Annotated in this window: 21 protein-coding genes; 11 read left to right on the forward strand and 10 right to left on the reverse strand. The window is 59.1% G+C overall.

Going from position 1 to position 22,623, the window contains the following annotated elements:
• Window positions 1-28: 28 nt before the first annotated feature.
• The 3 genes from RJ40_RS08535 to RJ40_RS08545 all read left to right on the forward strand — a co-directional run bounded on the left by RJ40_RS08535 (window position 29) and on the right by RJ40_RS08545 (window position 2,440).
• Window positions 29-670, forward strand: coding sequence for a DUF120 domain-containing protein (locus RJ40_RS08535; protein WP_322743872.1), 642 nt, complete (start codon window positions 29-31; stop codon window positions 668-670).
• Window positions 663-1,346, forward strand: coding sequence for a 3,4-dihydroxy-2-butanone-4-phosphate synthase (gene ribB, locus RJ40_RS08540; RefSeq protein ID WP_265580435.1), 684 nt, complete (start codon window positions 663-665; stop codon window positions 1,344-1,346). The genes RJ40_RS08535 and ribB overlap by 8 nt, the downstream gene beginning before the upstream one ends.
• Before the next feature lie 446 nt (window positions 1,347-1,792).
• Entirely contained in the window at window positions 1,793-2,440 is a 648-nt protein-coding gene (locus tag RJ40_RS08545) for a helix-turn-helix domain-containing protein (RefSeq protein WP_265580436.1), read from the forward strand.
• 258 nt (window positions 2,441-2,698) lie between these two features.
• Here RJ40_RS08545 and RJ40_RS08550 read toward each other — a convergent pair whose 3' ends face one another.
• Window positions 2,699-3,286 (reverse strand): RPA family protein, encoded by a 588-nt coding sequence (locus RJ40_RS08550; RefSeq protein WP_265580437.1) that lies wholly within the window; start codon window positions 3,284-3,286, stop codon window positions 2,699-2,701.
• Window positions 3,276-4,511, reverse strand: coding sequence for a nucleotide-binding protein (locus tag RJ40_RS08555; RefSeq protein ID WP_265580438.1), 1,236 nt, complete (start codon window positions 4,509-4,511; stop codon window positions 3,276-3,278). The genes RJ40_RS08550 and RJ40_RS08555 overlap by 11 nt, the downstream gene beginning before the upstream one ends.
• A gap of 119 nt (window positions 4,512-4,630) precedes the next feature.
• Here RJ40_RS08555 and RJ40_RS08560 point away from each other — a divergent pair, with 119 nt between their 5' ends.
• On the forward strand, window positions 4,631-4,822 hold the full coding sequence (locus tag RJ40_RS08560) for a DUF1858 domain-containing protein (protein WP_265580439.1): 192 nt from the start codon (window positions 4,631-4,633) through the stop codon (window positions 4,820-4,822).
• Between the two features lie 3 nt (window positions 4,823-4,825).
• Here the strand turns inward: RJ40_RS08560 and RJ40_RS08565 are convergent, their stop codons facing one another.
• Window positions 4,826-5,734 carry an adenosylcobinamide amidohydrolase gene (locus tag RJ40_RS08565; protein WP_265580440.1) on the reverse strand — a complete coding sequence of 303 codons (909 nt, stop codon included), beginning with the start codon at window positions 5,732-5,734 and terminating at the stop codon, window positions 4,826-4,828.
• The gene (gene nrdD, locus RJ40_RS08570) at window positions 5,731-6,093 is read right to left on the reverse strand and encodes an anaerobic ribonucleoside-triphosphate reductase (RefSeq protein WP_265580441.1); all 363 of its coding nucleotides are present in this window, start codon (window positions 6,091-6,093) and stop codon (window positions 5,731-5,733) included. Before nrdD ends, RJ40_RS08565 begins: the two co-directional genes overlap by 4 nt.
• Window positions 6,094-6,328: 235 nt before the next feature.
• Between nrdD and RJ40_RS08575 the strand changes: the two genes are divergently transcribed.
• Both RJ40_RS08575 and RJ40_RS08580 read left to right on the forward strand, forming a co-directional pair.
• Window positions 6,329-7,780: a hypothetical protein gene (locus tag RJ40_RS08575; RefSeq protein WP_265580442.1), complete on the forward strand. Its 1,452-nt coding sequence runs from the start codon at window positions 6,329-6,331 to the stop codon at window positions 7,778-7,780.
• A gap of 877 nt (window positions 7,781-8,657) precedes the next feature.
• A complete protein-coding gene (locus RJ40_RS08580; RefSeq protein WP_265580443.1) occupies window positions 8,658-9,791 on the forward strand; it encodes a hypothetical protein in 1,134 nt (377 codons plus the stop codon).
• A 139-nt stretch (window positions 9,792-9,930) separates the two neighbouring features.
• Here RJ40_RS08580 and pyrF read toward each other — a convergent pair whose 3' ends face one another.
• From pyrF to npdG (RJ40_RS08600), 4 genes are all read right to left on the reverse strand, one after another.
• On the reverse strand, window positions 9,931-10,566 hold the full coding sequence (gene pyrF / locus RJ40_RS08585) for an orotidine-5'-phosphate decarboxylase (protein WP_265580444.1): 636 nt from the start codon (window positions 10,564-10,566) through the stop codon (window positions 9,931-9,933).
• Between the two features lie 67 nt (window positions 10,567-10,633).
• Window positions 10,634-11,581, reverse strand: a complete 948-nt coding sequence (locus RJ40_RS08590; protein ID WP_265580445.1) for a deoxyhypusine synthase — start codon at window positions 11,579-11,581, stop codon at window positions 10,634-10,636.
• Between the two features lie 312 nt (window positions 11,582-11,893).
• Window positions 11,894-13,042 carry an iron-containing alcohol dehydrogenase gene (locus RJ40_RS08595; protein ID WP_265580446.1) on the reverse strand — a complete coding sequence of 383 codons (1,149 nt, stop codon included), beginning with the start codon at window positions 13,040-13,042 and terminating at the stop codon, window positions 11,894-11,896.
• Between the two features lie 460 nt (window positions 13,043-13,502).
• Complete coding sequence (npdG, locus tag RJ40_RS08600; protein WP_265580447.1) at window positions 13,503-14,150, reverse strand: NADPH-dependent F420 reductase; 648 nt, start codon at window positions 14,148-14,150, stop codon at window positions 13,503-13,505.
• Between the two features lie 501 nt (window positions 14,151-14,651).
• Here npdG (RJ40_RS08600) and nuoE point away from each other — a divergent pair.
• The 5 genes from nuoE to RJ40_RS08625 all read left to right on the forward strand — a co-directional run bounded on the left by nuoE (window position 14,652) and on the right by RJ40_RS08625 (window position 20,212).
• Window positions 14,652-15,110, forward strand: coding sequence for an NADH-quinone oxidoreductase subunit NuoE (gene nuoE / locus RJ40_RS08605; protein ID WP_265582555.1), 459 nt, complete (start codon window positions 14,652-14,654; stop codon window positions 15,108-15,110).
• Window positions 15,100-16,974 (forward strand): NADH-ubiquinone oxidoreductase-F iron-sulfur binding region domain-containing protein, encoded by a 1,875-nt coding sequence (locus RJ40_RS08610; protein WP_265580448.1) that lies wholly within the window; start codon window positions 15,100-15,102, stop codon window positions 16,972-16,974. The genes nuoE and RJ40_RS08610 overlap by 11 nt, the downstream gene beginning before the upstream one ends.
• Window position 16,975: 1 nt before the next feature.
• Window positions 16,976-17,743, forward strand: a complete 768-nt coding sequence (locus tag RJ40_RS08615; protein WP_265580449.1) for a 2Fe-2S iron-sulfur cluster-binding protein — start codon at window positions 16,976-16,978, stop codon at window positions 17,741-17,743.
• A 172-nt stretch (window positions 17,744-17,915) separates the two neighbouring features.
• The gene (locus RJ40_RS08620; RefSeq protein ID WP_265580450.1) at window positions 17,916-18,404 is read left to right on the forward strand and encodes a 4Fe-4S dicluster domain-containing protein; all 489 of its coding nucleotides are present in this window, start codon (window positions 17,916-17,918) and stop codon (window positions 18,402-18,404) included.
• Window positions 18,404-20,212, forward strand: coding sequence for an aldehyde ferredoxin oxidoreductase family protein (locus RJ40_RS08625; RefSeq protein ID WP_265580451.1), 1,809 nt, complete (start codon window positions 18,404-18,406; stop codon window positions 20,210-20,212). Before RJ40_RS08620 ends, RJ40_RS08625 begins: the two co-directional genes overlap by 1 nt.
• 95 nt (window positions 20,213-20,307) lie before the next feature.
• On the opposite strand, the gene RJ40_RS08630 is transcribed toward RJ40_RS08625, so the two are convergent.
• Together RJ40_RS08630 and npdG (RJ40_RS08635) are read right to left on the reverse strand one after the other, a co-directional pair.
• Window positions 20,308-21,456, reverse strand: a complete 1,149-nt coding sequence (locus tag RJ40_RS08630; RefSeq protein WP_265580452.1) for an iron-containing alcohol dehydrogenase — start codon at window positions 21,454-21,456, stop codon at window positions 20,308-20,310.
• A 457-nt stretch (window positions 21,457-21,913) separates the two neighbouring features.
• On the reverse strand, window positions 21,914-22,561 hold the full coding sequence (npdG, locus tag RJ40_RS08635) for an NADPH-dependent F420 reductase (protein WP_265580453.1): 648 nt from the start codon (window positions 22,559-22,561) through the stop codon (window positions 21,914-21,916).
• Between the last annotated feature and the right edge of the window lie 62 nt (window positions 22,562-22,623).

The following is a 22,623-nucleotide window of genomic DNA, read 5'->3' on the forward strand; positions in this document are numbered from 1 at the left end:
CATGATGGATGCAGGAGATCTCCAGTGCTTGAAGGTCGTTGCCCTCATGGGCGGTCTACGGAGTTCTGCCTGGATGTCTTCGCAGTCTCTGGCCAATGCCCTGAACATCAGCCCCCAGACGGCCTCTCGTCGGCTCAAGGGCCTTGAAGCGACCGGGATGATCACGCGCACGGTCAGAACCGACGGGCAGTATGTGGCCGTCGCACCCGCCGGGGAGGAGGAACTCAGGCGCGAGTACTCGGCCTACTCGCGGATCTTCTCGCCGGAAGGCGGGTATTATGTCCTGAAAGGGGCGGTGATCAGCGGCCTCGGCGAGGGACGATACTACATCGACCACCCCCAGTATCGGGAACAGTTCATCGAGAAACTCGGGTTCAATGCCTATCCGGGCACCCTCAATGTGAGGCTCGACCCGGAGAGTGTTCGGGTGAAGCGCCGCCTTGAGGCTCTGGTCTGGATCGGGATCGAGGGCTTCGAGGCCGACGGCCGATCGTTCGGGAACGCCCGGTGTCTCCCGTGCCGGATCGATGACTGTCCGGGTGCGATCATCGAGCCCGGACGGAGCCACTATCCTGAAGAGATCATCGAGATCATCTCGCCGGCACCCCTGCGCGAGACCTTTGGACTGCATGACAACGATATCGTAAGTGTTGAGGTAACTCATGATTGAAGACGCGTGTTCCGCCCTCAGAGAGGGCAAGATTGTTCTGCTCTATGACTTCGACGACCGCGAGAAAGAGACCGACCTGATCATCAGGGCCGACGCCGTCACGCCCAAAGACGTGCTGACGATGCGCCGCGACGGCGGCGGACTCATCTGCACCGCGATCCACCCCGAGGCGGCAAAAAGGCTCGGCCTTCCCTTTGCCTCCGACCTCCTGCAGGGTTTCGGGGCGGTCGAACACCTCGGCGACATCCCGTACGACCGGAAGAACCATTCGTCGTTCTCGATCTGGGTGAATCACCGGAGCACCTACACCGGGATCCCCGACCGCGATCGGGCGACGACCATCAACGCCATCGCGGACCAGGTGAAGTCCTCCCTCAACGGCGGGGGCCAGAACTTCGCTGCCGAGTTCAGAACGCCCGGCCATGTGGCGATCCTCAGGGCGGCCGAGGGTCTCCTCGACGACCGCCGCGGGCAGACCGAACTCTCGATCGCCCTTGCCGAGCAGGCCGGGGTGACGCCGGCGGTCGTGGTCTGCGAGATGCTCGACGACGAGACAGGTCTTGCGCTCTCGAAAGAGGACGCGATAGAATATGCGGAGAAGCACGGCCTTGTCTTCATCGAAGGGAAAGAGGTTCTTGACCACTGGGAAGAAGTGAAAGCCGCTAAGAATGCCTGAATGTTGGCTGTGTTGAAAATCTCATACTTTTTTCGTAACCCTCCGATCCCCTGCCTTTCCACATTCTCGCGCCAGAACACCGCGACTCCCAACCCCCCACGCGAAGAGTGGGGCGGGAAGACAGAGGGCCGATCGTTTTGAGTTTGATCTGATCCTTGATCCTATCGGTCGTGTACGGGTCCGAAGAATTCTCTCCTGGCCATTTTCCCTCTCCTTTTCTTGCATGAACATGCATCACCCGCCTTCCCTCTCCTGCTTTGCCGGGGCGCGGCCAACCCTCCGCCATTCGCACTCTGGAATCAGATTTCAACAAAGCCTGAATGTCTCCATTTATTTCCTTGAATCGATATTTCTTCATTTTTTTATTCTTTTTCTTTATGCTCCTTTTTTTATAGCAGTTGTCGGGGATCGCAACAGATAAATGGTCATGAATTTTAATATTTTTTATGAAGAAAGATGCCGTGGCCTACTTTTCTACCCGGAAAAGGGGCGATATGGAGCATCATCGGGCAATTGTTGAAGAATTTTGCAAATATAAGTTTAGCATCAATAGAGTCTTCACCGATCATCGGGTGAACAGCGCACCGCCCAGAAAACGGGAAGGCTATGTTGAAATGCTCACTTATTGTCAGAAGCATGGGATCAAACACGTTCTGTTTTTAAATCTCCCTTCTGTCTCCAGAAATCTCGACATCGGACTCGAAGAACTGAAACTCCTCCTCAGCGAAGAAATCATTCCATACTTTGCCGAAGATGATTTTATTGCGAATACGGACGATTCTTCGGCAAGGGTCAGGGACTTCAAAAACTTCCTTGCATACATGAATGCCTACCGCGAGTTCGCCCGCAAGAACCTGCCGAACCATGCGCGCCCGGCCTCCCAGCCGAAAGGTACCATCGGCCGTCCGCGGGCTCTGAACGACGGTCAGATCGAGGCCTTGATCACGGTCAGGCGTTCGGGGATCAGCATCTCTCAGATCTGTCGGATGTTCAATGTGAGCAGGAGCACGGTCTCCAAGATCCTTGCCGACTATCCTGAGTTGAAGGGCGAGTGGAAAGGGGCGCAGTCGTCTTCCGTGGCGAAGAGCGAATAATCAGCTCTTTTGAAACCCTCATACTTTTTTCGTAACCCTCTGATCCCGCGCTATCCCTGATACTTCCCTCATTTTCAACTCTATTATATTCCTCTTCTGGAGTCTGAATCAGGGGCTGACCACACCCCGGTGGACCTGATAGGCAGAGGACGGGATCACCTCCCGCCTTCCCGCCCAACCGCTGCGCGGAGAAAGGCGTGAGATCAGATGGACGCCGCGACAGAAGGACGAAGAATGCTATCCGGGGAAAAAAAGATTTCAGAGATTGATCTGCCGGAGGGCCTCATAGGCCATCTGCCGGTAGACCTTCAGATCAAGTGCCGGATAGTGTTCTTGCGTGAGTGCTGCATCCTTGCTCTGGTCGAAGCCCTCGATCCGTTTCAGCGTGTTCTCGGCAGCGTCAAGGACCCAGCAGTCCCGCATCTCCTTGTCGACGACCGTCACCGACTCGGCCCGCACCGAGACGAAGATCCTGCCGTCAGGAGTCTCATAGACACTTGGCTTCCCCACGACCGCCACGAATGCCGGCGGCTCGATCCTGGAGACCTGCTGCATCGCCTCCTGCTGGAAGGAGGAGGCACTGACAAAGAAGATCCCGGTCGGGTCGGCGACGCGGAACTGATAGAAGAGATTCTGCTCGCCGCGCTTCTCTTTCTGGGTCATCGACCCGATGATAAAGATCCGATTGCACCGCTCGCCGGTGGGCAGGAGTACATAGGCCGGGCTCTTCTCGTCCTCGCCGTCCTTGAAGTGGTAGGTGGCCTCCCGCAGTTCGGTCGCAAAGACCCGCCGGGCAGGCTCGCGTTCGTACGTCTGCTGTTGTTTGAACCGTACTTCATTCGACATTGTCTTCACCTCCAAGGCGGTTGAGCAGTTCGGCATGTCGGTCTCGATCATAGGTGATCGGCGAACACTCCTTGACAAGGATCGTGTCGCCGAGGTCGTTGCCTGCGCAGATGAAATATCGCCCCACCATGGTGTCTCTGAGGCGGTAGAAGACATCGTCCATGCCCATAGGGCTGTTCTGGGCGATCTCGATCGCATCGTCGAGAGAAAGCCCGGTCACCGCCTCAACGACCTCGCGCTGCATCAGGATGTTGTGCGCCTTCTCGCCGTCGTCGAGGACGCCCTTGATCCGCAGGTCGTACCTGAAGTCGCTCTGCATCTCGTGCACCGGGCAGTAGTTCATCCGTGAGAGGACGCGGTTGCACCCCTCCACCGGACAGCGCTTGATCACGCCGGAACCTGGGCCGATGCTGACAATTGCGCCCCTATATTGTGCGCCGCCCACGCCGACCTCGATATCGCCCTCTTCGTCGGGGAAACACCGGGCCCCATTGAGGGTGATGTCCAGACGTCCCTGGAATTCGCTGACCGACGCATAGAAGATATTGTAGACCTTTCCGACCTCGAGTTCGGTGGCATCGTCGTCCTTCCAGATGGTGAACTTGACCGTCCCCGACTCGTCGCCGACAAGTCCGGTCTGGAGGATCCGTTCGTGGCGGGCCTCCCACTCCTGGACCATCTTCACCCGCATGCTTGCAACGCCGGGCCGCAGATCGCTGACTTTGACCACCTGCGGGAGTGCCGCGACATTCTCCTCAAGAAGGGTGATCGTTGTTCCAGCGTGGAAGTTCAACTTCGGCACACCCCGGTAATCGTCCACGACCGCGGACTCGATCCGGTAGGACTGACCTTCCTCAACGAGGGGGGCGTTTGCCCGCGCCCAGGCCGTGAACTGGATCGCCCCGGTGGCGTCGGCGATGATTCCGGTCTGGCTGATGGAGGGCGAGAAGGGTTTTGCAAGCCCGACGATTTTTCCCTCGACCGTTGCCCACTCGCCGGGGAGGAGCGAACCGATCTCGCGCTGTTCCGAGGTCTGGCGAGGGACACTCTCCAGACCGTGCTCCTTTGCGATGTTCTCGGTCACCGTCTTCTCGGCCTCCGCGAGGTTGACCCCGAACTCCTCGACAAGAGTCCTGAGTTTCTTCTCAATGAAGGCCGGATCGACCTCGACAGACTGTGATGCGAACTTCTGGGAGATTCTTTTTGATGCTTCGGATAGGTCCATACACATCTCCACAGGAGCATCGGTGTCATGGGTATAAAGCAGATCGGGCGAGGTGTGAAAGTGAATGCCCTCCCTTCCCTGGTTGTATCTTTAAGTACTCCTGAGTCCAAACCCTGAATATGGCGATCACCGCTGATAGTACGATCCTGGAACTTCTCCAGGAGAAGCCAGAATCCGCAGATGTCCTGATGCGCTTTGGTATGGGCTGCCTTGGCTGTGCCATCGGTAGGGGCGAGAGCATTCGTCAGGCCGCGGCCGCTCACGGCATTCCGCTCGAAGAGCTCGTTGCCGCGCTGGGTATTCAGGAGTAAAATCTATTTTTTTGGGTTATCCGTGATGGATGCCCGGTATTTTTTGAGTTCTTTGAGTGCCGCCTCAGGGTTGCGTCTGAAGTAGGCCGCCACTTCCGGTTCATGGAGGAGGGTGCACCGGCTGCAACTCCAGATCCGGCCCCCGTTTGAACTCTCGACCCAGTCGCCGAGGCCTTCGTCCCGGCATGGATAGAAGGGACAGTAACAGAAGTCGCAGGCCTGCCCCTCGAAGTGGCAGGGATAATACGGACACCCCTCCGGCTGCCACTCCACCCAGTGGTCGCCGCCGTACCTGCTGAAGATAAAATAGGACGGGCGTTCTCTGACGACACGCTCTTCCTGCCGGTCGAGCGCTGCCTGCACGCCATGGAGCACGGCGGCATACACCCGGCGGCCGACCTCGGTGAGGGTGCCCGCATAGGTGTGACCGACCTCCTCCCCTTCGGAGGCCACGACCACGGCGTCGGTCGTCGTCCCGGTGAAGGGCCGCCCCGCCTCCCGCAGGGCCATCGCCTTCGCCTCGGTGGCGGTAATGATCGTCTCGAGGAGCGCCCCGTCGCCAAGTCCCTCCCTGGAGGTGACGATGATGTTGATGGTATGGGGGCGAGCGGGGTCAGGGTCGGGGTTCGGGTTCGTGACCCCGGCGGTCACGAAAACGGTGATGAAGTCGTACTGCAGGACGCAGAGGTGGCGCATCGGAACCGCGGTGAGAAGGCCGAAGTAGTCCGGCCCATAGCCCCAGGAGGCCGCACGTTCCTGGAGGTACCGTGACGGTTCGGTGTGGTCGAAATCGGTCGGGACCGAGTGGTTGAAGATGGTCGTGACCCTCCCGACTCCTCCGGCGATCCCGGTGCTCGCCGCTCTGAAGTCTCCCCTGACAAAGAGGGTGTCAGAGGTGTAGTAATACCTCATGCGACAGTGTATCTGACCCTGTCCTTAAGTTCCTGCTGTTTCCCCGCGTTCCACCCGGAGACGTCCTGGAGGTAACCGGTGACCCTGCTGATCTGGGTGACGTCGTGGGAACCGCACTCCGGACAGACCGGTGCGCCGCAGAGGGGACAGTAGTCGATGCCGGAGATGATCTCGTGGGAACAATGGGTGTGGTCGAGGGGACACATGATCTCGAGTTCGGTCTCGCCGCAGACCGGGCATGGTGTGCTCTCGACGACATGGTTGCAGGTGTGGCACTTGTACCGCCGCTCTTCAACCGGAATATCCGTAAGTTTCTGATATTTCTTCGCCAGCGCCAGGTGCTCGTCGCTCCACTGCATGCATAATCCTTCCTGTTGAAATTATATAGAGATTCGGACCTGACCAAAAGGTCTGCTTCATCAGGGAAAGGGGGACCCTGTCTGAAGGGAAACCCAAGATATATCATCCCTATTGGCCTATGGATCACTGATGCTGTACCCTTCGGAACGTCTCTTTCTTCTGACGTTTTTGTTGTTTATCAGTCTCGGAATGCCATGTATGGCCGGGAACGGCACATTGATGCCGGATTTACCGATGGTAAACCAGAGTCTCGCCGCCCTCGACACCCTCTCCGACGACGAAGTGAGTTATGTCCCTCCCGACTCGGAGGACTATGCGGCCACTGCCGAGTATCGGGTCTTCGGGGCATGTGCCGACTGTACGGGGCCTGCCGCCTCGGCGAAGAAGGTCCGGGTCATTACCTATCCGATGATCACCGATCCCGACCTGGCCGACCCGGTACACCTGGGACGCGCCCACGGGGTGAAGGTCGACGTCTTCCCTGAGGGCGATCTCGATCCCCTCCAGGGTTCGCTCGGCGGGTATGAAGCCGATGCGACCGGGATCGCGGGGACGCTTTTCACCGGCGACCTCGGGACGAGAACCGCCTTCGTCGCCATCTTCTTCAGGGACGGGGCGTCGGAGAAATCATATGCCACGTTCATGCTCACCGCTGCGGACGCCGTGAGGTTTGGCGATCTGTGGGAGAACGGATCGTACATCAGGCTCCGCGACTGGTCGGAGGCGTCGGTCTCGCCGGAGAAGAAACTCGTCGGGTATGAGGAACCGGGTGCCGCGCTGGAACCAACCGGTCCCGCCATGGCGGTGAAGGCGGTTCAGATCCCTGAATCCTGTGACGATGAAGGGCTCCGGGAGAGGATGCGCGAGACCGCCGACGACCTGGCAACTACGGTGAGCGAACTTTCCATCACGGCAGGACGCGGGGACCACGCGAAAGCGGCCACCCTTGCCATGGGCTTGGCCTGCTCGGCCAGGTCGTACGCCGCCGACTTCGGAGACCTGGAGATCCCGGCAGGTTCGGAGGGGGCCAGGGCCGATTTTATCAGGGGACTGGATGCCTATGTCGGGGCGGGTTCGGCGCTCTGGTATGGGGCCAACTTCGAGAACTCAACGATGTATGACGAGGGGGCCACCTCCCTCGCCGAGGCGCGGGACACGCTGAACGGGGTGCTCGGGGCCCTTAACCTCAAGACTCTGGACGACCCGACCCTCGAACTCAAGTCGACCGAACTCTATCCCGATGCGCTCGCCCTCGGGAAGGGATATATCTATGCCGATGCCAGGGGGGAGCATAAACTCTCGGTGAAACCCGGGTCGTACAAGTTCTGGAAGTCGTATTCTGCGGGTGAAGAGGAGGTGACGGCACCGTACGGGAAGACGTTTTTCATGCTCGTGATGGACGTCAACTATGTCGCCTACTACGGTGGCGGGAGTTCGAAGGTCGGAACCCCGGCACCCCAGGTCTTCACCCTGCTTGCCGACGGGGAATCTTATACGCCGGTGAAGGTTTCGGCCTCCTACCTCAGGAACATCGGGTCGGTCTACCGGAGCGTCAACCTCGATCGGGACGATCGTCGTTCTGTCGGCTACCTGGTCTTCGAGGTGCCGGAATCTTTCGACCCCACAGGTGCCCATCTCAAAGCCAATCTTGGTGCGGGCGGTTCGCCGGTCTGGAAGATCGGCTGAGGACTCTGTTGAATCCCTTCGGGTTGATCGTTGCGCGGAGGGCCGGGGGAGATTCTGCGATAGGGGCGGTCCATCTGATCGACGTGCCTTCCTGCACGCTCGCGCCGGGGGCGCTGCCCCCGGAACCCCCGGGATCAAGATAAGGGCGGGAAGGCAGAGATATGAATGTTTTGAGGTTCGTGCTGTCCTCCACCGATCAAGTCCATCTGTGTGGGGGTGGTCAACCCTCATTTGCCCTCGAAGAGATATTCTACAGATCCGTTTTCTCTCTCCATTTTTTGTGTCGTCTATCTCTCCCGGCGCTCCCGTACAGGAGGATAAATTATATTATTTGATTCTTAAGTAGCACAAATAGAGAATGACAATATATATATATTCACACTGCAGAAAAAAATCGCCATATGCATGGTCATTACGGTCCCGCGGAGGCCGCAGGGAAGGGAACATGATCTGGTGCGGGAATGCGTCTGATGCTGGCGGCATCACTCCTTCTTTGTATCTGTTGTGTGGCCCCGGCCGCCGCCGGGCTCATGGACAACTCCGGGGAGGGTCAGGGCCTCGCCCGCCTTGTCTCTCTCTCCGAGCAGATCGGTGAACCGGATGCCGACACGCCGGGGCAGGCGAACCTGACCGGTTCAGGTGAGAATATGTTTGTCTCCTCGGGATCGTCTCAGGAGGACGCGGTTGCAGGGGTGTCCGTCTCCCTCTCGGGAGCTATGGTCAAAGATGTCGCGGTCTATTCTCTCATCACCGATCCCGGTGTGGCAGACCCGGAGCATCTGGAGCGTTCCTCCGGGGTGAAGGTCGTGCCGTCACCGATGCCGACGACCCCCTGGCCGATACGCTCTGGTGGTACGAGCAGGACGCGACGCGGGTGGTGCAGGCCCTCTATGCCGACGGGGTCGGGGATGATCTCGGTTTTGTCGTCGTTGTCTTCACAAAACTCAATGAAAAAGAATATTTTGCGAAGTTTGTCCTCGATGCCGCCGATGTTGCCTCCTTCCCGGCCGGTTTTGACGGCGGCTACATCAGGTACGCCGACTGGTCTGAGGCCCTGGTCACCGGCGGTGCAGGAGTCGTGGGCTACGAATCCCCTGGCCGGGTGCTCGCGTGCAACCGACCGGCCGGCGGGGGCGCCGCGATCCCGTGCCCTGACAGGGTCTTCGGGTCGATAATGACAGACGTGGCCACGGTATTGAACGAGAAGATCTCTGAGATTTCGTGTGCGGCCGGGGCGGAGGAGTACGAGACTGTGGGCACCCTCTCGATGGAACTCGCTGCAACCGCTCGTGCCGACGAACAATTTTTCAGGAGTCTTTCGGTGCCGGAAGAATTGAAACCTGCGTACCGGGAGTTCCTCAACGGTCTTGCGATGTATCAGGACGCGGGTTCGCTCTTCTGGTATGGTGCCTCGCTCAGCGATCTGAAATCTTTCTCAGAGGGGAACGACCGCCTGGTCCAGGGCCAGACTCAGACGCGGTGCGCTCTCGAACGTCTATCTCTCCAGGTTGCGGCACCCGATCTCCCGCCGGCTCCGCCGGAGGATCTCTATCCCGATGCCATCCGCCTCAAACAGCGATACGAGTTCAAAGACCGCGCTGGCGCTAACAACCTCTCGGTGCGGGTCGATTCGTTCGCCTGGATCGATCGTTATCACACCACGAAGGACGAGGTCCAGGAAGAGCACCGCCCGTCGTACGGGAACCGGTTCCTGGGTGTCCTGGTGGAGGTCAACCATCTCGGGTACTGGGGCAAGGGCAACCAGAAATTTAAAACTCCGAAGCCCGGCGACTTCACCCTTCTCTCACAGGGCGAGTGGGTCAAACTGACCCAACCCGACACACCGTACATCCGGAACGTGGGTTCGATATATCAGCAGGTGACCCTGGACCGCAAGGAGCGGATCATCGGGTACCTTATCTATGAGGTTCCCGGGTCATTCGATCCCTCGGGCTCGTACCTGAAGGCCGAACTCGGGGATGCCGGCACTCCGATCTGGCGGCTTGGGTAAGTGCATAGATCCGGAGAGAAGAACGTAATCAGACAAAAAGCGTGAAGCAGGCCGGAGCCGTCAGGCCCCGACCCACCGCCTCAGAGGACTCATAGGGTTCGTCAACGCCGGACGCGCCGGCTCGGAACGGTCAATCTCATCATCGACGATAGGGAGCGTAGGCCCTGGCCGCCGCGGCCGGGTCCACCGCACCGTAGATGGCGCGGCCGACGATCATGCCGTCGACGAGGGGTGCGACCTCCGCCGGGTCGCCGCCCTGCGCCCCGACGCCCGGGGAGAGGATCTTTTTCTCGCCGATCAGGTTTCTCAACACTTTGATCCGTGCGGGCCGGGTCGCCGGGGCGATGATCCCGTCCGCGCCGTTTTCCACCACGAGACGGCAGATCGCTTCGGGCACCCCTTCGGAGAAGAAGGTGAGGGCGCCCGGATGGCTCATCTCGGCGACGACATAGCACTCGCCGCCATGGGCATGGGCGCTCTCCACGCAGGCGGCGATGGAGTCGGGGCCGGGGAAGGCCTGGGCGATGACCGCCGAGAACCCTGCCTCAAAGACCTGGTCGCAGATGAGCATGTTGGTGTTCGGGATGTCGGCAACCTTGAAGTCGGCGATGAGCGGGAGGCCGAGGTCTGCGAGGTCGCGGGCGATCCCAAGGCCGGTGCCGAGCACCAGGGGGTAGCCGACCTTGATCGCGTCGACTTCTTCTGCGCAGGCCGCTGCGATGCTGAGGGCGGATGTCCGGTCGGTGACGTCCAGGGAGAGGACAAGATCAGTCATGCTCCTATGCTCCTTTTGAAGTCTTATTTAAAGTTGCTGAAATGTGACATCCAGGGAGAGGACGAGGTCAGTCCTGCTCCAGCCTTTCCAGGACCGCGGCGGCGATGAGGGGCAGGTTGATCGTCGCATCGCCGTACACCGTGATCGCCGCAGCGTCCTCGTTGATCTTGCCCCAGGACTGCGCCTCGGTGAGGGTCGCGCCCGAGAGCCCGCCAAGGTCGGGACGGTCGCCGGTGAGCTGCACCGCGTAGTCGAAGCCCGTCGGGGTGATGAGTTTGTTCTGGAAGATGAAGTTCTTCGGCACCCCGCCGCCCACCAGGAAGGCACCGGCATGTTCGGCCGCATAGCAGCGATCGATGATATCTTTCATGTCACCAAAGGCGTCGACGGTGATATGGTGCATCTGATTATAGAACCAGAACTGCAGCCCGAGCATCGAGTCCTGGATCGCCGGGCAGAAGACCGGGACATCGTACTTCGCCGCGGTTGCCAGGATCCCGTGGTCCAGGTGCTCGCCGATATGACGGAGAAGTCCTGAGATGGTGATCGTCGTTTTGTCCGGGATCTCGGTGAGACACTCCTGCATGAACTCTTCAAGGTGGATGAAGGCCTCGTCCGGGAGGAAGATGTCGTAGATCCGGTTGATCTCCTCGTGCCGCAGTTCGATATCATCGCAGACTGCGGTGCCGTGGTAGTGGTGGCACCCGATCGCCTCGATGGTGTCGTGGGTGAGGTTGGCGCCGGTTGAGACCAGGATATCGATGTGGCCCCGCTCGATGAGGTCGCTGACGACCCCGCCCATTCCGGCCGGGACCATTGCCCCGGCAAGGCCGAAGAACTTTGTCGCCTTCTCGTCCCTGAGCATCATCTCATAGATGTCGACTGCCTGGGCAAGGGCTCCGCCATTGTAGGCTCCCGCTCCCTTGATCGCACGGACAAGCGTGTCGGCTGTCATGCCGGGGGAGAGTTTGAGTTGCTTGACCGGGTCTCCGCATTCTTCTGTATTAGATTCCATAGGACACCAGATTGTCTATGATCTTCGTCCCGTGATCCATTAACAGTTTTGACCCGGACAACCGGTGGAAAAAAGGGATATGTGCTGTTGTATTGATATTCCCCAGTACTTGATCCTCTCTTTGGCGGCGATATGGATCAATTGTAGTATCTTATATTGTTGGGGAGTGCCTGACTCCCCATATTGTATACGGTGTGTTCGCTTCCATTGCTTCCGAGTTTCCGAGGCTTGTGCGTGTATGTGCTCTTCTTCTCCCCCTGTGGTATTTTCAAGGGACGAACATTCGGAAGATGTGCAGACTTCCACTGGCTCTTAGAAGGCTTCCTTGTAGATAGCCATGACCTCATCCTTCGTCGCGACACGGGGGTTGGTGAGGTTGCAGATGTCCTTCATGGCGTTGTCGGCCAGGGTCGGGATGTCCTCTTCCTTGGCGCCGAGTTCCGTCACGGTTGCCGGGATGCCGACGTCGACCGAAAGCGTCTTGATCGCTTCGATAGCCTTGTTCGCGGCTTCCATGGTGGAAAGGCCCTCGACGTTCTCGCCGAGTGCCTTGGCGATGTCGACAAAGCGCTCAGGTGTGGCGATGAGGTTGAACTTCTCGACGTACGGCAGGAGGATGGCGTTGCAGACGCCGTGCGGGAGGTTGTAGAAGCCGCCGAGCTGGTGGGCCATGGCGTGGACGTAGCCGAGGCTGGCGTTGTTGAATGCGATGCCGGCGAGGTACTCGGCGTGGGCCATCTTGTCGCGGGCCTCGAGGTTGGCGCCGTTGGCGACTGCCGGGCGGAGCCACTTGCTGATGAGCTCAATGGCCATGAGCGCGGCTGCGTCGGTGGTCGGCGTGGCGATGGTGGAGACGTAGGCCTCGACCGCGTGGGTGAGGGCGTCCATACCGGTTGCGGCGGTGAGTGCCGGCGGCATGCTGACCATCAGTTCGGGGTCGTTGATCGCGACGTCGGCAGTGTATTTCCAGTCGACGAGGGCCATCTTGACGTGCCGACGGGTGTCGGTGATGACGGCGAAGCTGGTCATCTCAGAGGCGGTACCCGCGGTGGTGTTGACGGTGATGAATGGTGGCAGGGCTTCCTTTGCCATCCCGGCGCCTTCGTAGTCGTAGATCTCGCCGCCGTTGGTGGCGACGACACCAATGCCCTTGGCGCAGTCCATCGGGGACCCTCCGCCGACGGCGACGATCATGTCGCAGCCTTCCTTCTTGTAGGCTGCTGCACCCTCGTGGACCGAGACATCGGTCGGGTTGGGCTCGGCACCTGCGAAGACGTAGAAGTCGACACCGGCTTCCTTGAGGAGGGCGCCGACCTCTTCGGCGAGTGCCTTGCCGTGGCGACCCTTCCCTGAAACGATGAGGGCCTTCTTGCCGTTGAGCATCTGTGCCCAGTTTCCGATCTCCTTCACTGCACCAGCGCCCATGAGGGCGACTGCCGGGTTCAGATATGTGTATACCATTATTCCCACTCCATTTGAGGACACTCTGTTCTGAGCATCCTATGATCGAAGACTCCACATGGGGCGATATAAAGGGTGGAGATTTCATTCCAGGTCTACGTGCTTTTATAGGATTTATTTATAATTATTAATCCTTAAATTCTCAAAATGGCTCATAATTGGACCTTGATTTCCGTCCTATCAGTTTAAGTCTGGAATTTATACTATAATGGTCTATGATGGCAATTCGTAGATTTCACTCTGATATGCCATGAAAAATCATGAAAGATGCTTATTTTGCCGGTAAAATTCCGGTATTTTTGCCCCGCGACCTCTTCGAAATCTGCGCGCTCCAGAGTGAGGACGGCGGGAGTTGCCGCACCCCCCGGGACGGCGTGCACCCGGGTGGCAATGTGTTCAGATAGGATAACGAACAATGTCGGAAGAAGAATAGTTTCGAAAAAATTGATGGGGATATATTTTATTTGAAGTAAACCCCGACGTCCCGCTTCTTGCTGAACCTGGCAATGTTGATGACGAGGGGCGTGATGGCCTCGATGTACGGCGAGACTGCGAGAGGTCCGGCGTTCACGGCTTCAAGTTCTGAGATCGTGTTGACCAGTTCGATGACTTTCTCCTTTGCGTCCTCGTCGTCAGAACAGACACAGACCGAATAGTCGAGGGGCTCGGAGAGTTTCTGCCACTTGCCGGCCGGGATGTTGTTGAAGGCGGCGACGATCTTTGAGTCCGGCAGGAGTTTCTGGAGTTTCAGGGCCGCTGAGCCGTCCTCGGGTGGATTGTACTTGAAGTAGTCGGTCCTGACCATCGGGTTCATCAGGCTGACGATGGTCTTGCCCTCGAGTCCGGTGAGGGAGTCGATGGTCCTTTCCAGGTTCTCTGCCGGGATCGAGAAGACGACGATCTCTGACTCGTCCACGACACCCTGGTTGGTCGTCGGGTTGAGGTCGAAGGGGAGACCGAGCACCTTGAGCGCGTAGCCGCACATCTCACAGGCGGCCTGAGCCTTTTCCTCTTTGCGCGATCCGATATAGACGGTGTGGTTCTGTGAAAGCCGCAGTGCCATACCCTGTCCGATTCCACCGGTTCCGCCGATGATTCCTACTTTCATGGTCGAGGAGTGGATGATCCCTGGTAATTATTATTTTCGGTTTGTAATCTTTCCAATATGTCTAAATATTTTCTAAAAATCGTGAAGAATTGGTTGTACGGGCGATCGGGGGAAAGATCTACAATCAGAATGATTTCCGGTCCCTGATCTCGATCTGATCTGTGGCTCCCTGCATGGGTCGAACCCTCCCCTCCGACATGGTCGTACCTGCCTCCCTGGCGGGGATCTCTCCAAATTGCTGTCCGATCCCCTGCGCGCCCCTCTGCGGGCGATTCATGCCGGGCTTTCGTCGGCCCTCCGTGAGTGTGCTGGATGGAATCAATTCTAATCTTTTAAAAAAATATTCCTTTCATCATTTCTCATTCTCCCTGTTTAATCATGAAAAACCCTTAAATTGGGGGGGAAATCAACAGACGTAAATAGTTAGAGATTTTTTCATTAACTGGAACCTGAGTATACCAATATCATGGAGGGTTTGAAACGACAGAGACACAAGAACAGATCCCAACGGTGCGTCAGATCATCGAAGGCTACCCGAAAGAGCCTCGTTATCTGCTTGCAGCGTTACAGGATATCCAGGAAAATCACACGTACCTGTCTGTCGAATCGATGAAGATGGTCGCCGAGTATCTCGGCGTTCCTGAGAGTCGGGTCTTTAGTGTCGCCACTTTTTACAAAGCGCTCAGTCTTGTCCCCCAGGGCAAGAAAGTGATCAAGGTCTGCAACGGCACGGCATGCCACCTCCGCGGTGCGCCCAAACTCGTTGAAGCCCTGGAGAAAGAACTTGGCATCAAGAACGGCGAGACGACCGATGACGGTCTCTTCACGATCCAGACAGTGAACTGTGTCGGAGCCTGTGCAATGGCTCCGGTTGTCATGGTCAATGACCGGGTCTACGGGAAGGTGACCATCTCACAGGTCTCGGAAATTATTGAGGAGGAGAGGAAAGATGCGGTTTGATACGATAAAAGACCTCGAAGAATACCGTGCGGGTCTTCTTGCCTCAGCACCCGATGTTCCCCACATCTGGGTCTGTGCGGGGCCAGGGTGTCTTGCCAACGGCAGCATGGAGATCTACGAGGCCTTCATGGCGTATGCCGACGAGCACGACCTGAAGGCCGAGATCGACCTCAAAGCGGAGGCCACCGGCTGCCAGGGGCTCTGCGAGCGCGGTCCCCTCGTCACCGTTCGCCTCGCAAAGGACACCGATGAGATCTTCTACCAGCATGTAAGGGTCAAGGACGTTTCCGAGATCATGGAGAAGACCGTCCTCGGCGGTAACGTCGTCGACCGTCTCCTGTACCGCGATCAGGCCACCAAGTCGAAGATCGCCTCGACCTCGGCCATCCCGTTCTATGCTCACCAGAAGAAGATCGTCCTCAAGAACTGTGGGCATGTCAACCCCCTCTCCATCGACGAAGCCATCGGCGCCGGCGCCTATGCCGGGCTTGCGAAGGCACTCGCTATGGAGCCTGCAGAGGTCGTGAAGGTCGTCAAGGACTCCGGTCTCCGAGGTCGCGGCGGCGGAGGGTTCCCGACCGGTGTGAAGTGGGAGTCGGCCGCCGTCGTCGACGCCCCGCAGAAATATGTGGTCGTGAACGGCGACGAAGGTGACCCTGGTGCGTTCATGGACCGGGCCGTCATGGAAGGCGACCCGCACACCATGCTCGAAGGCCTTGCCATCGGTGGATATGCCATTGGGGCTACACGGGGTCTGATCTATGTCAGGAACGAGTACCCGATCGCCGTCGAGCACCTCCATCTCGCCATCGAGCAGGCGCACGAGTACGGTCTCCTCGGCAAGAACATCCTGGGCAGCGGTTTCGATTTCGAGATCGAGATCGTCCGGGGTGGCGGCGCCTTCGTCTGCGGTGAATCGACCTCCCTCATGACCTCCATCGAGGGCAGGGCCGGTGTCCCGCGGGTCAAGTACATTCGTTCGACCGAGAAGGGTCTCTGGGAAGGCCCGACTGTCCTCAACAATGTCGAGAGTTGGGCAAACATCCCGCAGATCCTGCTCAACGGTGCTGAGTGGTTCAAGAGCATGGGCACCGACAACAGCAGCGGGACCAAGGTCTTCTCTCTCGTCGGCAAGATCAAGAACAGCGGCCTCGTCGAGGTGCCGATGGGCGTCACCCTGCGCGAGATGATCTACGAGATCGGTGGGGGGGTGCTCAACGACCGCGAGTTCAAGGCTGTCCAGACCGGCGGGCCGTCGGGCGGCTGCCTCCCGGCAAGCGAACTCGACCGCCCGGTGGACTTCGACCAGCTCAAGGCTGCCGGTTCGATGATGGGCTCAGGCGGGATGATCGTCATGGACGACCACACCTGCATGGTCAACCTCGCCCAGTATTTCGTCGACTTCCTGGTCGAGGAGTCGTGCGGGAAGTGCACACCCTGCCGCGAGGGTCTGAAAGCGATGCAGACGCTCCTCCACGGCCTCACCTCGGGCACCGCCAGACCCGGCGACACTGCGCTTCTCAAGGAGATCGCCGAGCATGTCCGGGACACCGCACTCTGCGGCCTGGGCAAGACCGCCGCCAACCCGGTGCTCTCGACGATGCACTGGTTCCCTGAAGAATATGAGGAGCATGAGAAGGAGGGCTTCTGTCGGGCCGGGGTCTGCAGCGGACTCTACACCCTTGAGATCGATCCCGATCTCTGCACCGGATGCACCCTCTGTGAACGGGTCTGTCCGGCCGGTGCGGTCGCCGGCGAGAAGAAGATGCCGCACACCATCGACAAGCATGCCTGTGTCACCTGCGGCTCATGCATCGACGCGTGTCGGTTCAAGGCGATCAAGGTCGTGAGGAGGAGTGAGTAACATGGTTGAAGTGACGATCGACGGGCAGAAAATTGAGGTTGAGAAGGGAACGACCGCCCTGGAGGCGGCGCGTGCCCTGGGCATCGAGATCCCGACCCTCTGTTACCACGAGGGCCTGCCGCCCGACGGCAACTGCCGCCTCTGCCAGGTGGAGGTCACCGACCACCGCGGCCGCACCAGTCTGGTCATCTCGTGCATGTACCCGATCAAGGGACCGGTCGAGATCAGGACCGACACCGAGCGGGTCCGTGACGCCCGCGCCTTTGTGGTGAGGCTCCTCCTCGCCCGCTCGCCTGACTCCCCGATCCTCCAGCAGCTCGCGGAGGAGTACGGTGTCGAGCCCCTGGACGCACGCTTCGTCCCTGAGGGCGAGAGCGATCTCTGCATCCGGTGTGGCCGGTGTGTCCGGGCTTGCGCCACCCTCGGCAACGACTGCATCGAGTTTGTCTGGCGCGGGTGGGAGAAAGAGGTGAACACCCCCTTCAAGGAGCCTTCAAAGTCCTGCGTCGGTTGCGGTTCCTGCGCCCAGGTCTGCCCGACCGGTGCGATCCGCGCCACTACGGACGGTGCCACCAGGACGATCTGGGGACGGACCTTCGACCTCGTCGCCTGTGAGCGTTGCGGGGAGCTTTTCGCGACCCCCGAGCAACTCGAGGCCGCCGTGCCGGAGTCCGGGGAGGTGGACGGCCGCGTGCTCTGTCCGAGGTGCCGCAAACTTGAGCAGGCACGTGCAATCGCGTCCGGTCTGGGAGCGCACCAGGAGAGTTGAAGGGAGGTTAATGAAACCCCCTCACCTCTGTTCAAGATCTAACCGGGGTATGTTGACTATTCTCACATAATTTATCATTAAAAATTAAATAATCGCCCAAAATATTTGGATCGATCATAGAAATATTTAAATTATGGATATGTTAATCCTCAACCTGTAGGAGTGTACAACCATGGAGAAAACTGAGAACCTGTTGCTGATCACCCCTGAGCGGTGCATCGGCTGCGGGACATGCGAACTGGCATGCTCGATCGGGCATGTCGGAGAATTCAAGCCGACTGTTGCGAATATCTCGGTCCTCAGATTTGAGGCCGGAGTGAACGTGCCCATGGCCTGTCTGCAGTGCGACAAGCCCGCCTGTGTTGCTGCGTGCAAGAGTGGCGCCCTCGAGAAGGATCCTGCAAGCGGTCTCGTCAGCGTTAACGGCGCCAAATGTATCGGATGCCGGATGTGCGTGATGGCCTGCCCCTTCGGCAACATCTCGTACAACGCTGCTGCAAAGCAGGCCCTGAAGTGCGACCAGTGTGGCGGTCACCCGATGTGCGCCGAGTTCTGCCCGGCAAACGCTATCGAATATCTGCCCGCCGACACTGCGAATGTTCAGAGGAAGAAGGCGTTCGCTGCAAAACTTGCTGCCGGTATCTCGGAGGTGAATGTATAATGTATGGCTGGACTGGAACGGTGCTCCGCGTCAACCTGACTGAGGGCACGGTCAAGAAGGAACCCCTCAACGAGGACTTCGCAAAGAATTACATCGGCGGGCGTGGGCTCGGCGAGAAGTACTTCGTCGACGAGGTCGACATGGCTGTCGACGCCCTCTCTCCCGAGAACAAACTCATCTTCGCCACCGGCCCGTTGACCGGGACGATGGGTGTCTCGACCGGGCGCTACGACGTCGTCGCCAAGGGCCCGCTCAACAACACCCTCGCCTCGTCCAACTCAGGCGGCTACTTCGGTCCGGCGATCAAGTACGCCGGCTACGACCTGATCATCTTCGAGGGGAAGGCTGAGAAGCCGGTCTACCTCTGGATCAACAACGACACCGTCGAACTCCGCGACGCCTCCCACCTCTGGGGAAAGACGATCTACGAGACCGACGACGCCGTGAAGGCCGAGACCGACCCGGACGCTGAGGTTGCCTGCATCGGTCCTGCCGGTGAGAAACTCGTCCTCTTCGCCTGCATCATGAACGACAAGCACCGTGCCGCCGGCAGGACCGGGATCGGTACGGTCATGGGCTCCAAGAACCTCAAGGCCCTTGCCGTCCGCGGCACCGGCGGGATCAAGGTCGCCGACAAGGAAGGTTACCTCAACGCCGTCCGCGCCGCCAGAAAAAAGATCGCTGAGAACCCGGTCACCTCCCAGGGTCTGCCGACCTTCGGGTCCAACATCCTGGTCAATATCATCAACGAGTCCGGGGCACTTCCAACGAAGAACTGGCGTGAAGCCTACGACCCCGAGGCCGACAAGATCTCCGGCGAGACCCTCAGCCGCGACAACCTCATCCACAACAAGGGGTGCGCCTCCTGTGTCATCGGGTGTGGGCGTGTCGCCAAGGCGAAGGGTCGGTTCAACGAGATTGGCGAAGGGCCTGAATATGAGTCGGCCTGGTGCTTCGGTTCTGACTGTGCTATCCACGACATGGACGCTGTCCTGAAGGCGAACTTCCTCTGTAACGAACTCGGGATGGACACCATCTCTCTGGGCTCGACGATCGCCTGTGCGATGGAGCTCGTCGACATCGGCGCCATCGACGGTGAGAAGACCGGGTGCGACCTCAAGTTCGGCAACGCCGAAGCGATGGTCGAGATCACCCGTGCTACCGCCTACCGTGAAGGCTTTGGCGACGAGATCGCCGAGGGTTCCTTCAGGCTGGCCACGAAGTATGGCCACCCCGAACTCTCGATGACCGTCAAGAAGCAGGAGATGCCGGCCTACGACCCGCGTGCGATCCAGGGTATCGGTCTGGAATACGCCACCTCCAACCGTGGCGGGTGCCACGTCCGCGGCTACACCATCTCACCTGAGATCCTCGGCCTCCCGATGAAGATGGACCCCTCGGTCACCGAAGGCAAGCCCGAGATCCTCAAGATCTTCCAGGATCTCACCGGTGCGCTCTCCGCCTCCGGAACCTGTCTCTTCGCCTCGTTCGCGATCGGCGCCGACGAGATCGCCGCCGAACTCTCGGCCGCGACCGGCGTCGAGTTCACGACCGAGAAGGTCATGGAGATCGGCGAGCGGATCTACAACATGGAGCGGATGTTCATCGTCAAGAACGGTTACTCCGGGAAGGACGACGCTCTCCCGCCCAGGCTGCTCAACGACCCGATCCCGGCAGGCCCGGCAAAGGGCGGTGTCAACCACCTGCCTGAGATGCTGCCGCACTACTACGATATCAGGGGTTGGGACGCCGATGGTATCCCGACGCAGAAAAAGCTTGAGGAGCTCGGCCTGGCCGACATGGCCTGAGGCCCTCCTCTTTTTCGGATCCTATCGGTCCTATTTTTTTATCAGGGGTCGGGACGGTGCAGTTCCTCCCACATACTCCGGTTTTGGTCCTGATTTCACATTGCCTCTTTATAGATCTCCATGACCTCTTCCTTCGTCGCCTTTCGCGGGTTGGTGAGGTTGCAGATGTCTTTCATGGCGTTCTCGGCGAGGGTCGGGATGTCCCCCTCCTTGGCGCCGAGTGACTTGACGCCCGGCGGGATGCCGATGTCGGCCGAGAGTGTCCTTATGGCGTCGATAGCTTTGTTTGCGGCATCGATGGTGGAGAGTCCCTCGACATTCTCACCAAGTGCCTTGGCGATGTCAACAAAGCGCTCTGGTGCGGCGATGAGGTTGAACTTCTGGACATGCGGCAGGAGGATGGCGTTGCAGACACCGTGCGGCAGGTTGTAGAGCCCTCCGAGCTGGTGCGCCATGGCGTGGACGTATCCGAGGCTGGCGTTGTTGAAGGCGATACCGGCGAGGTACTCGGCGTGGGCCATCATGTCGCGGGCATGGATGTCGTCGCCGTTGGCGACTGCCGGGCGGAGCCATTTGCCGATGAGATGGATGGCCATGAGGGCGGCGGCGTCGGTGGTCGGCGTGGCGATGGTGGAGACATAGGCCTCGACTGCGTGCGTGAGGGCGTCCATGCCGGTGGCGGCGGTGAGTGCGGGCGGCATGCTGACCATCAGTTCGGGGTCGTTGATCGCAACCTTGGGGGTCATCTTCCAGTCGACGAGGGCCATCTTGACGTGCCGTCGGGTGTCGGTGATGACCGCGAAGTTGGTCATCTCAGAGGCCGTGCCCGCGGTGGTGTTGACGGCGATGAGTGGCGGCAGGGGTTCCCTGACCTTGCCGGCACCCTCGTAATCATAGATCGTCCCGCCGTTGGTGGCGATGATCCCGACGCCCTTGGCGCAGTCCATCGGGGACCCGCCGCCGGCGGCGACGATCATATTGCAGCCCTCTTTCTTGTACATCTCGGCGCCCTTGTGGACGGCGTTGTCGGTCGGGTTGGGCTCGGCGCCAGGATAGATCACAAAATTGACCCCGGAATCCTTGAGGAGTGCGCCGACTTCATCGGCGAGTGCCTTTCCGTGTTTCCCGATGCCGCAGACAATGAATGCTTTCTTTGCCCCCAGCATCTTTGCCCAGGTTCCAATTTCTTTCACCGCTCCGGCGCCCATGAGGGCGACCGGCGGGTTCAGATAGGTGGATGTCATCTCTTTTTCCCCTCCGTATCAGGCACCACAACAGGTGCCCTGTGAAGGGGACAGACTCTCTGAAACCATAAAAGATTTTGCCAGGTTCGGGAGATTTTCCGGACTCCTCGCCGGAAACGGTCTACATCTCTTGAGACCTTTGTCTCCTGCCGGTCGGGGTTGTGCCTCTCTGTTCTGAGTGTCTGGGGAAGAAACGATGATTCGGGGGTATGGGGTGGCTGAATGTTGTCGGTGCGGTCTTTTCCATTCTGAGAAGGCGCAGTCTTCTCGGGGTATGGTGTCAGGTCCGGACCTGAACTGGGAGTGAGAGGGGATGAGATGAGGGTGATGATCACATCTGGTCTTCGGGGATCTCCCGTGACCAGGAGGGTGATGGGAACTGGGCACCTCGCCATCCCCGGAGATCCCGACGGCTGAGGTTGCCGCCCCCTTCGATGAAAAAAGAAGAACGTCGGATCTATTTGAAGTAGACCCCGACGTCCCGCATCTTGCTGAACCGTGCGATGTTTATGACAAGCGGGGTGATGGCCTCGATGTACGACGAGACCGCCAGCGGCCCGGCGTTCAGGGCCTTGAGTTCGGAGATCGAGTTGACCAGTTCCATGACACGTTCTTTTGCGTCGTCAAAGTCCGAACAGACACAGACCGAGTAGTCGAGGGGTTCGGAGAGTTGCTGCCACTTGCCGGCCGGGATGTTGTTGAAGGCGGCGACGACCTTTGATTCCGGCAGGAGTTTCTGAAGTTTTTCTGCAGCCGATCCTTCCTCCGGCGGGTTGTACTTGAAGAACTCGGTTCTGACCATCGGGTTCATCAGACTGATCACCGTCTTGCCCTCCAGTCCGGTAAGCCCCTCGATCGTCCTCTCCAGGTTCTCGGCCGGGATCGAGAAGACGACGATCTCCGATTCGTCCACGACCCCCTGGTTGGTCGTCGGGAGCAGGTCGAAGGGCATGCCCAACACCTTGAGGGCGTAGCCGCAGAGCTCGCAGGCGGCCTGAGCCTTTTCTTCGATGCGCGATCCGATATAGACGGTGTGGTTCTGCGAGAGCCGCAGTGCCATCCCCTGTCCGATCCCCCCGGTCCCTCCAATAATGCCTACTTTCATGACCGCTTCCTACCTTTTTGTATCTCTTATGCTTTTCGGCTTAAGGTTTTTGAGATTTGATC

This window comes from Methanofollis aquaemaris (assembly GCF_017357525.1).
GTDB classification, from domain to species: domain Archaea; phylum Halobacteriota; class Methanomicrobia; order Methanomicrobiales; family Methanofollaceae; genus Methanofollis; species Methanofollis aquaemaris.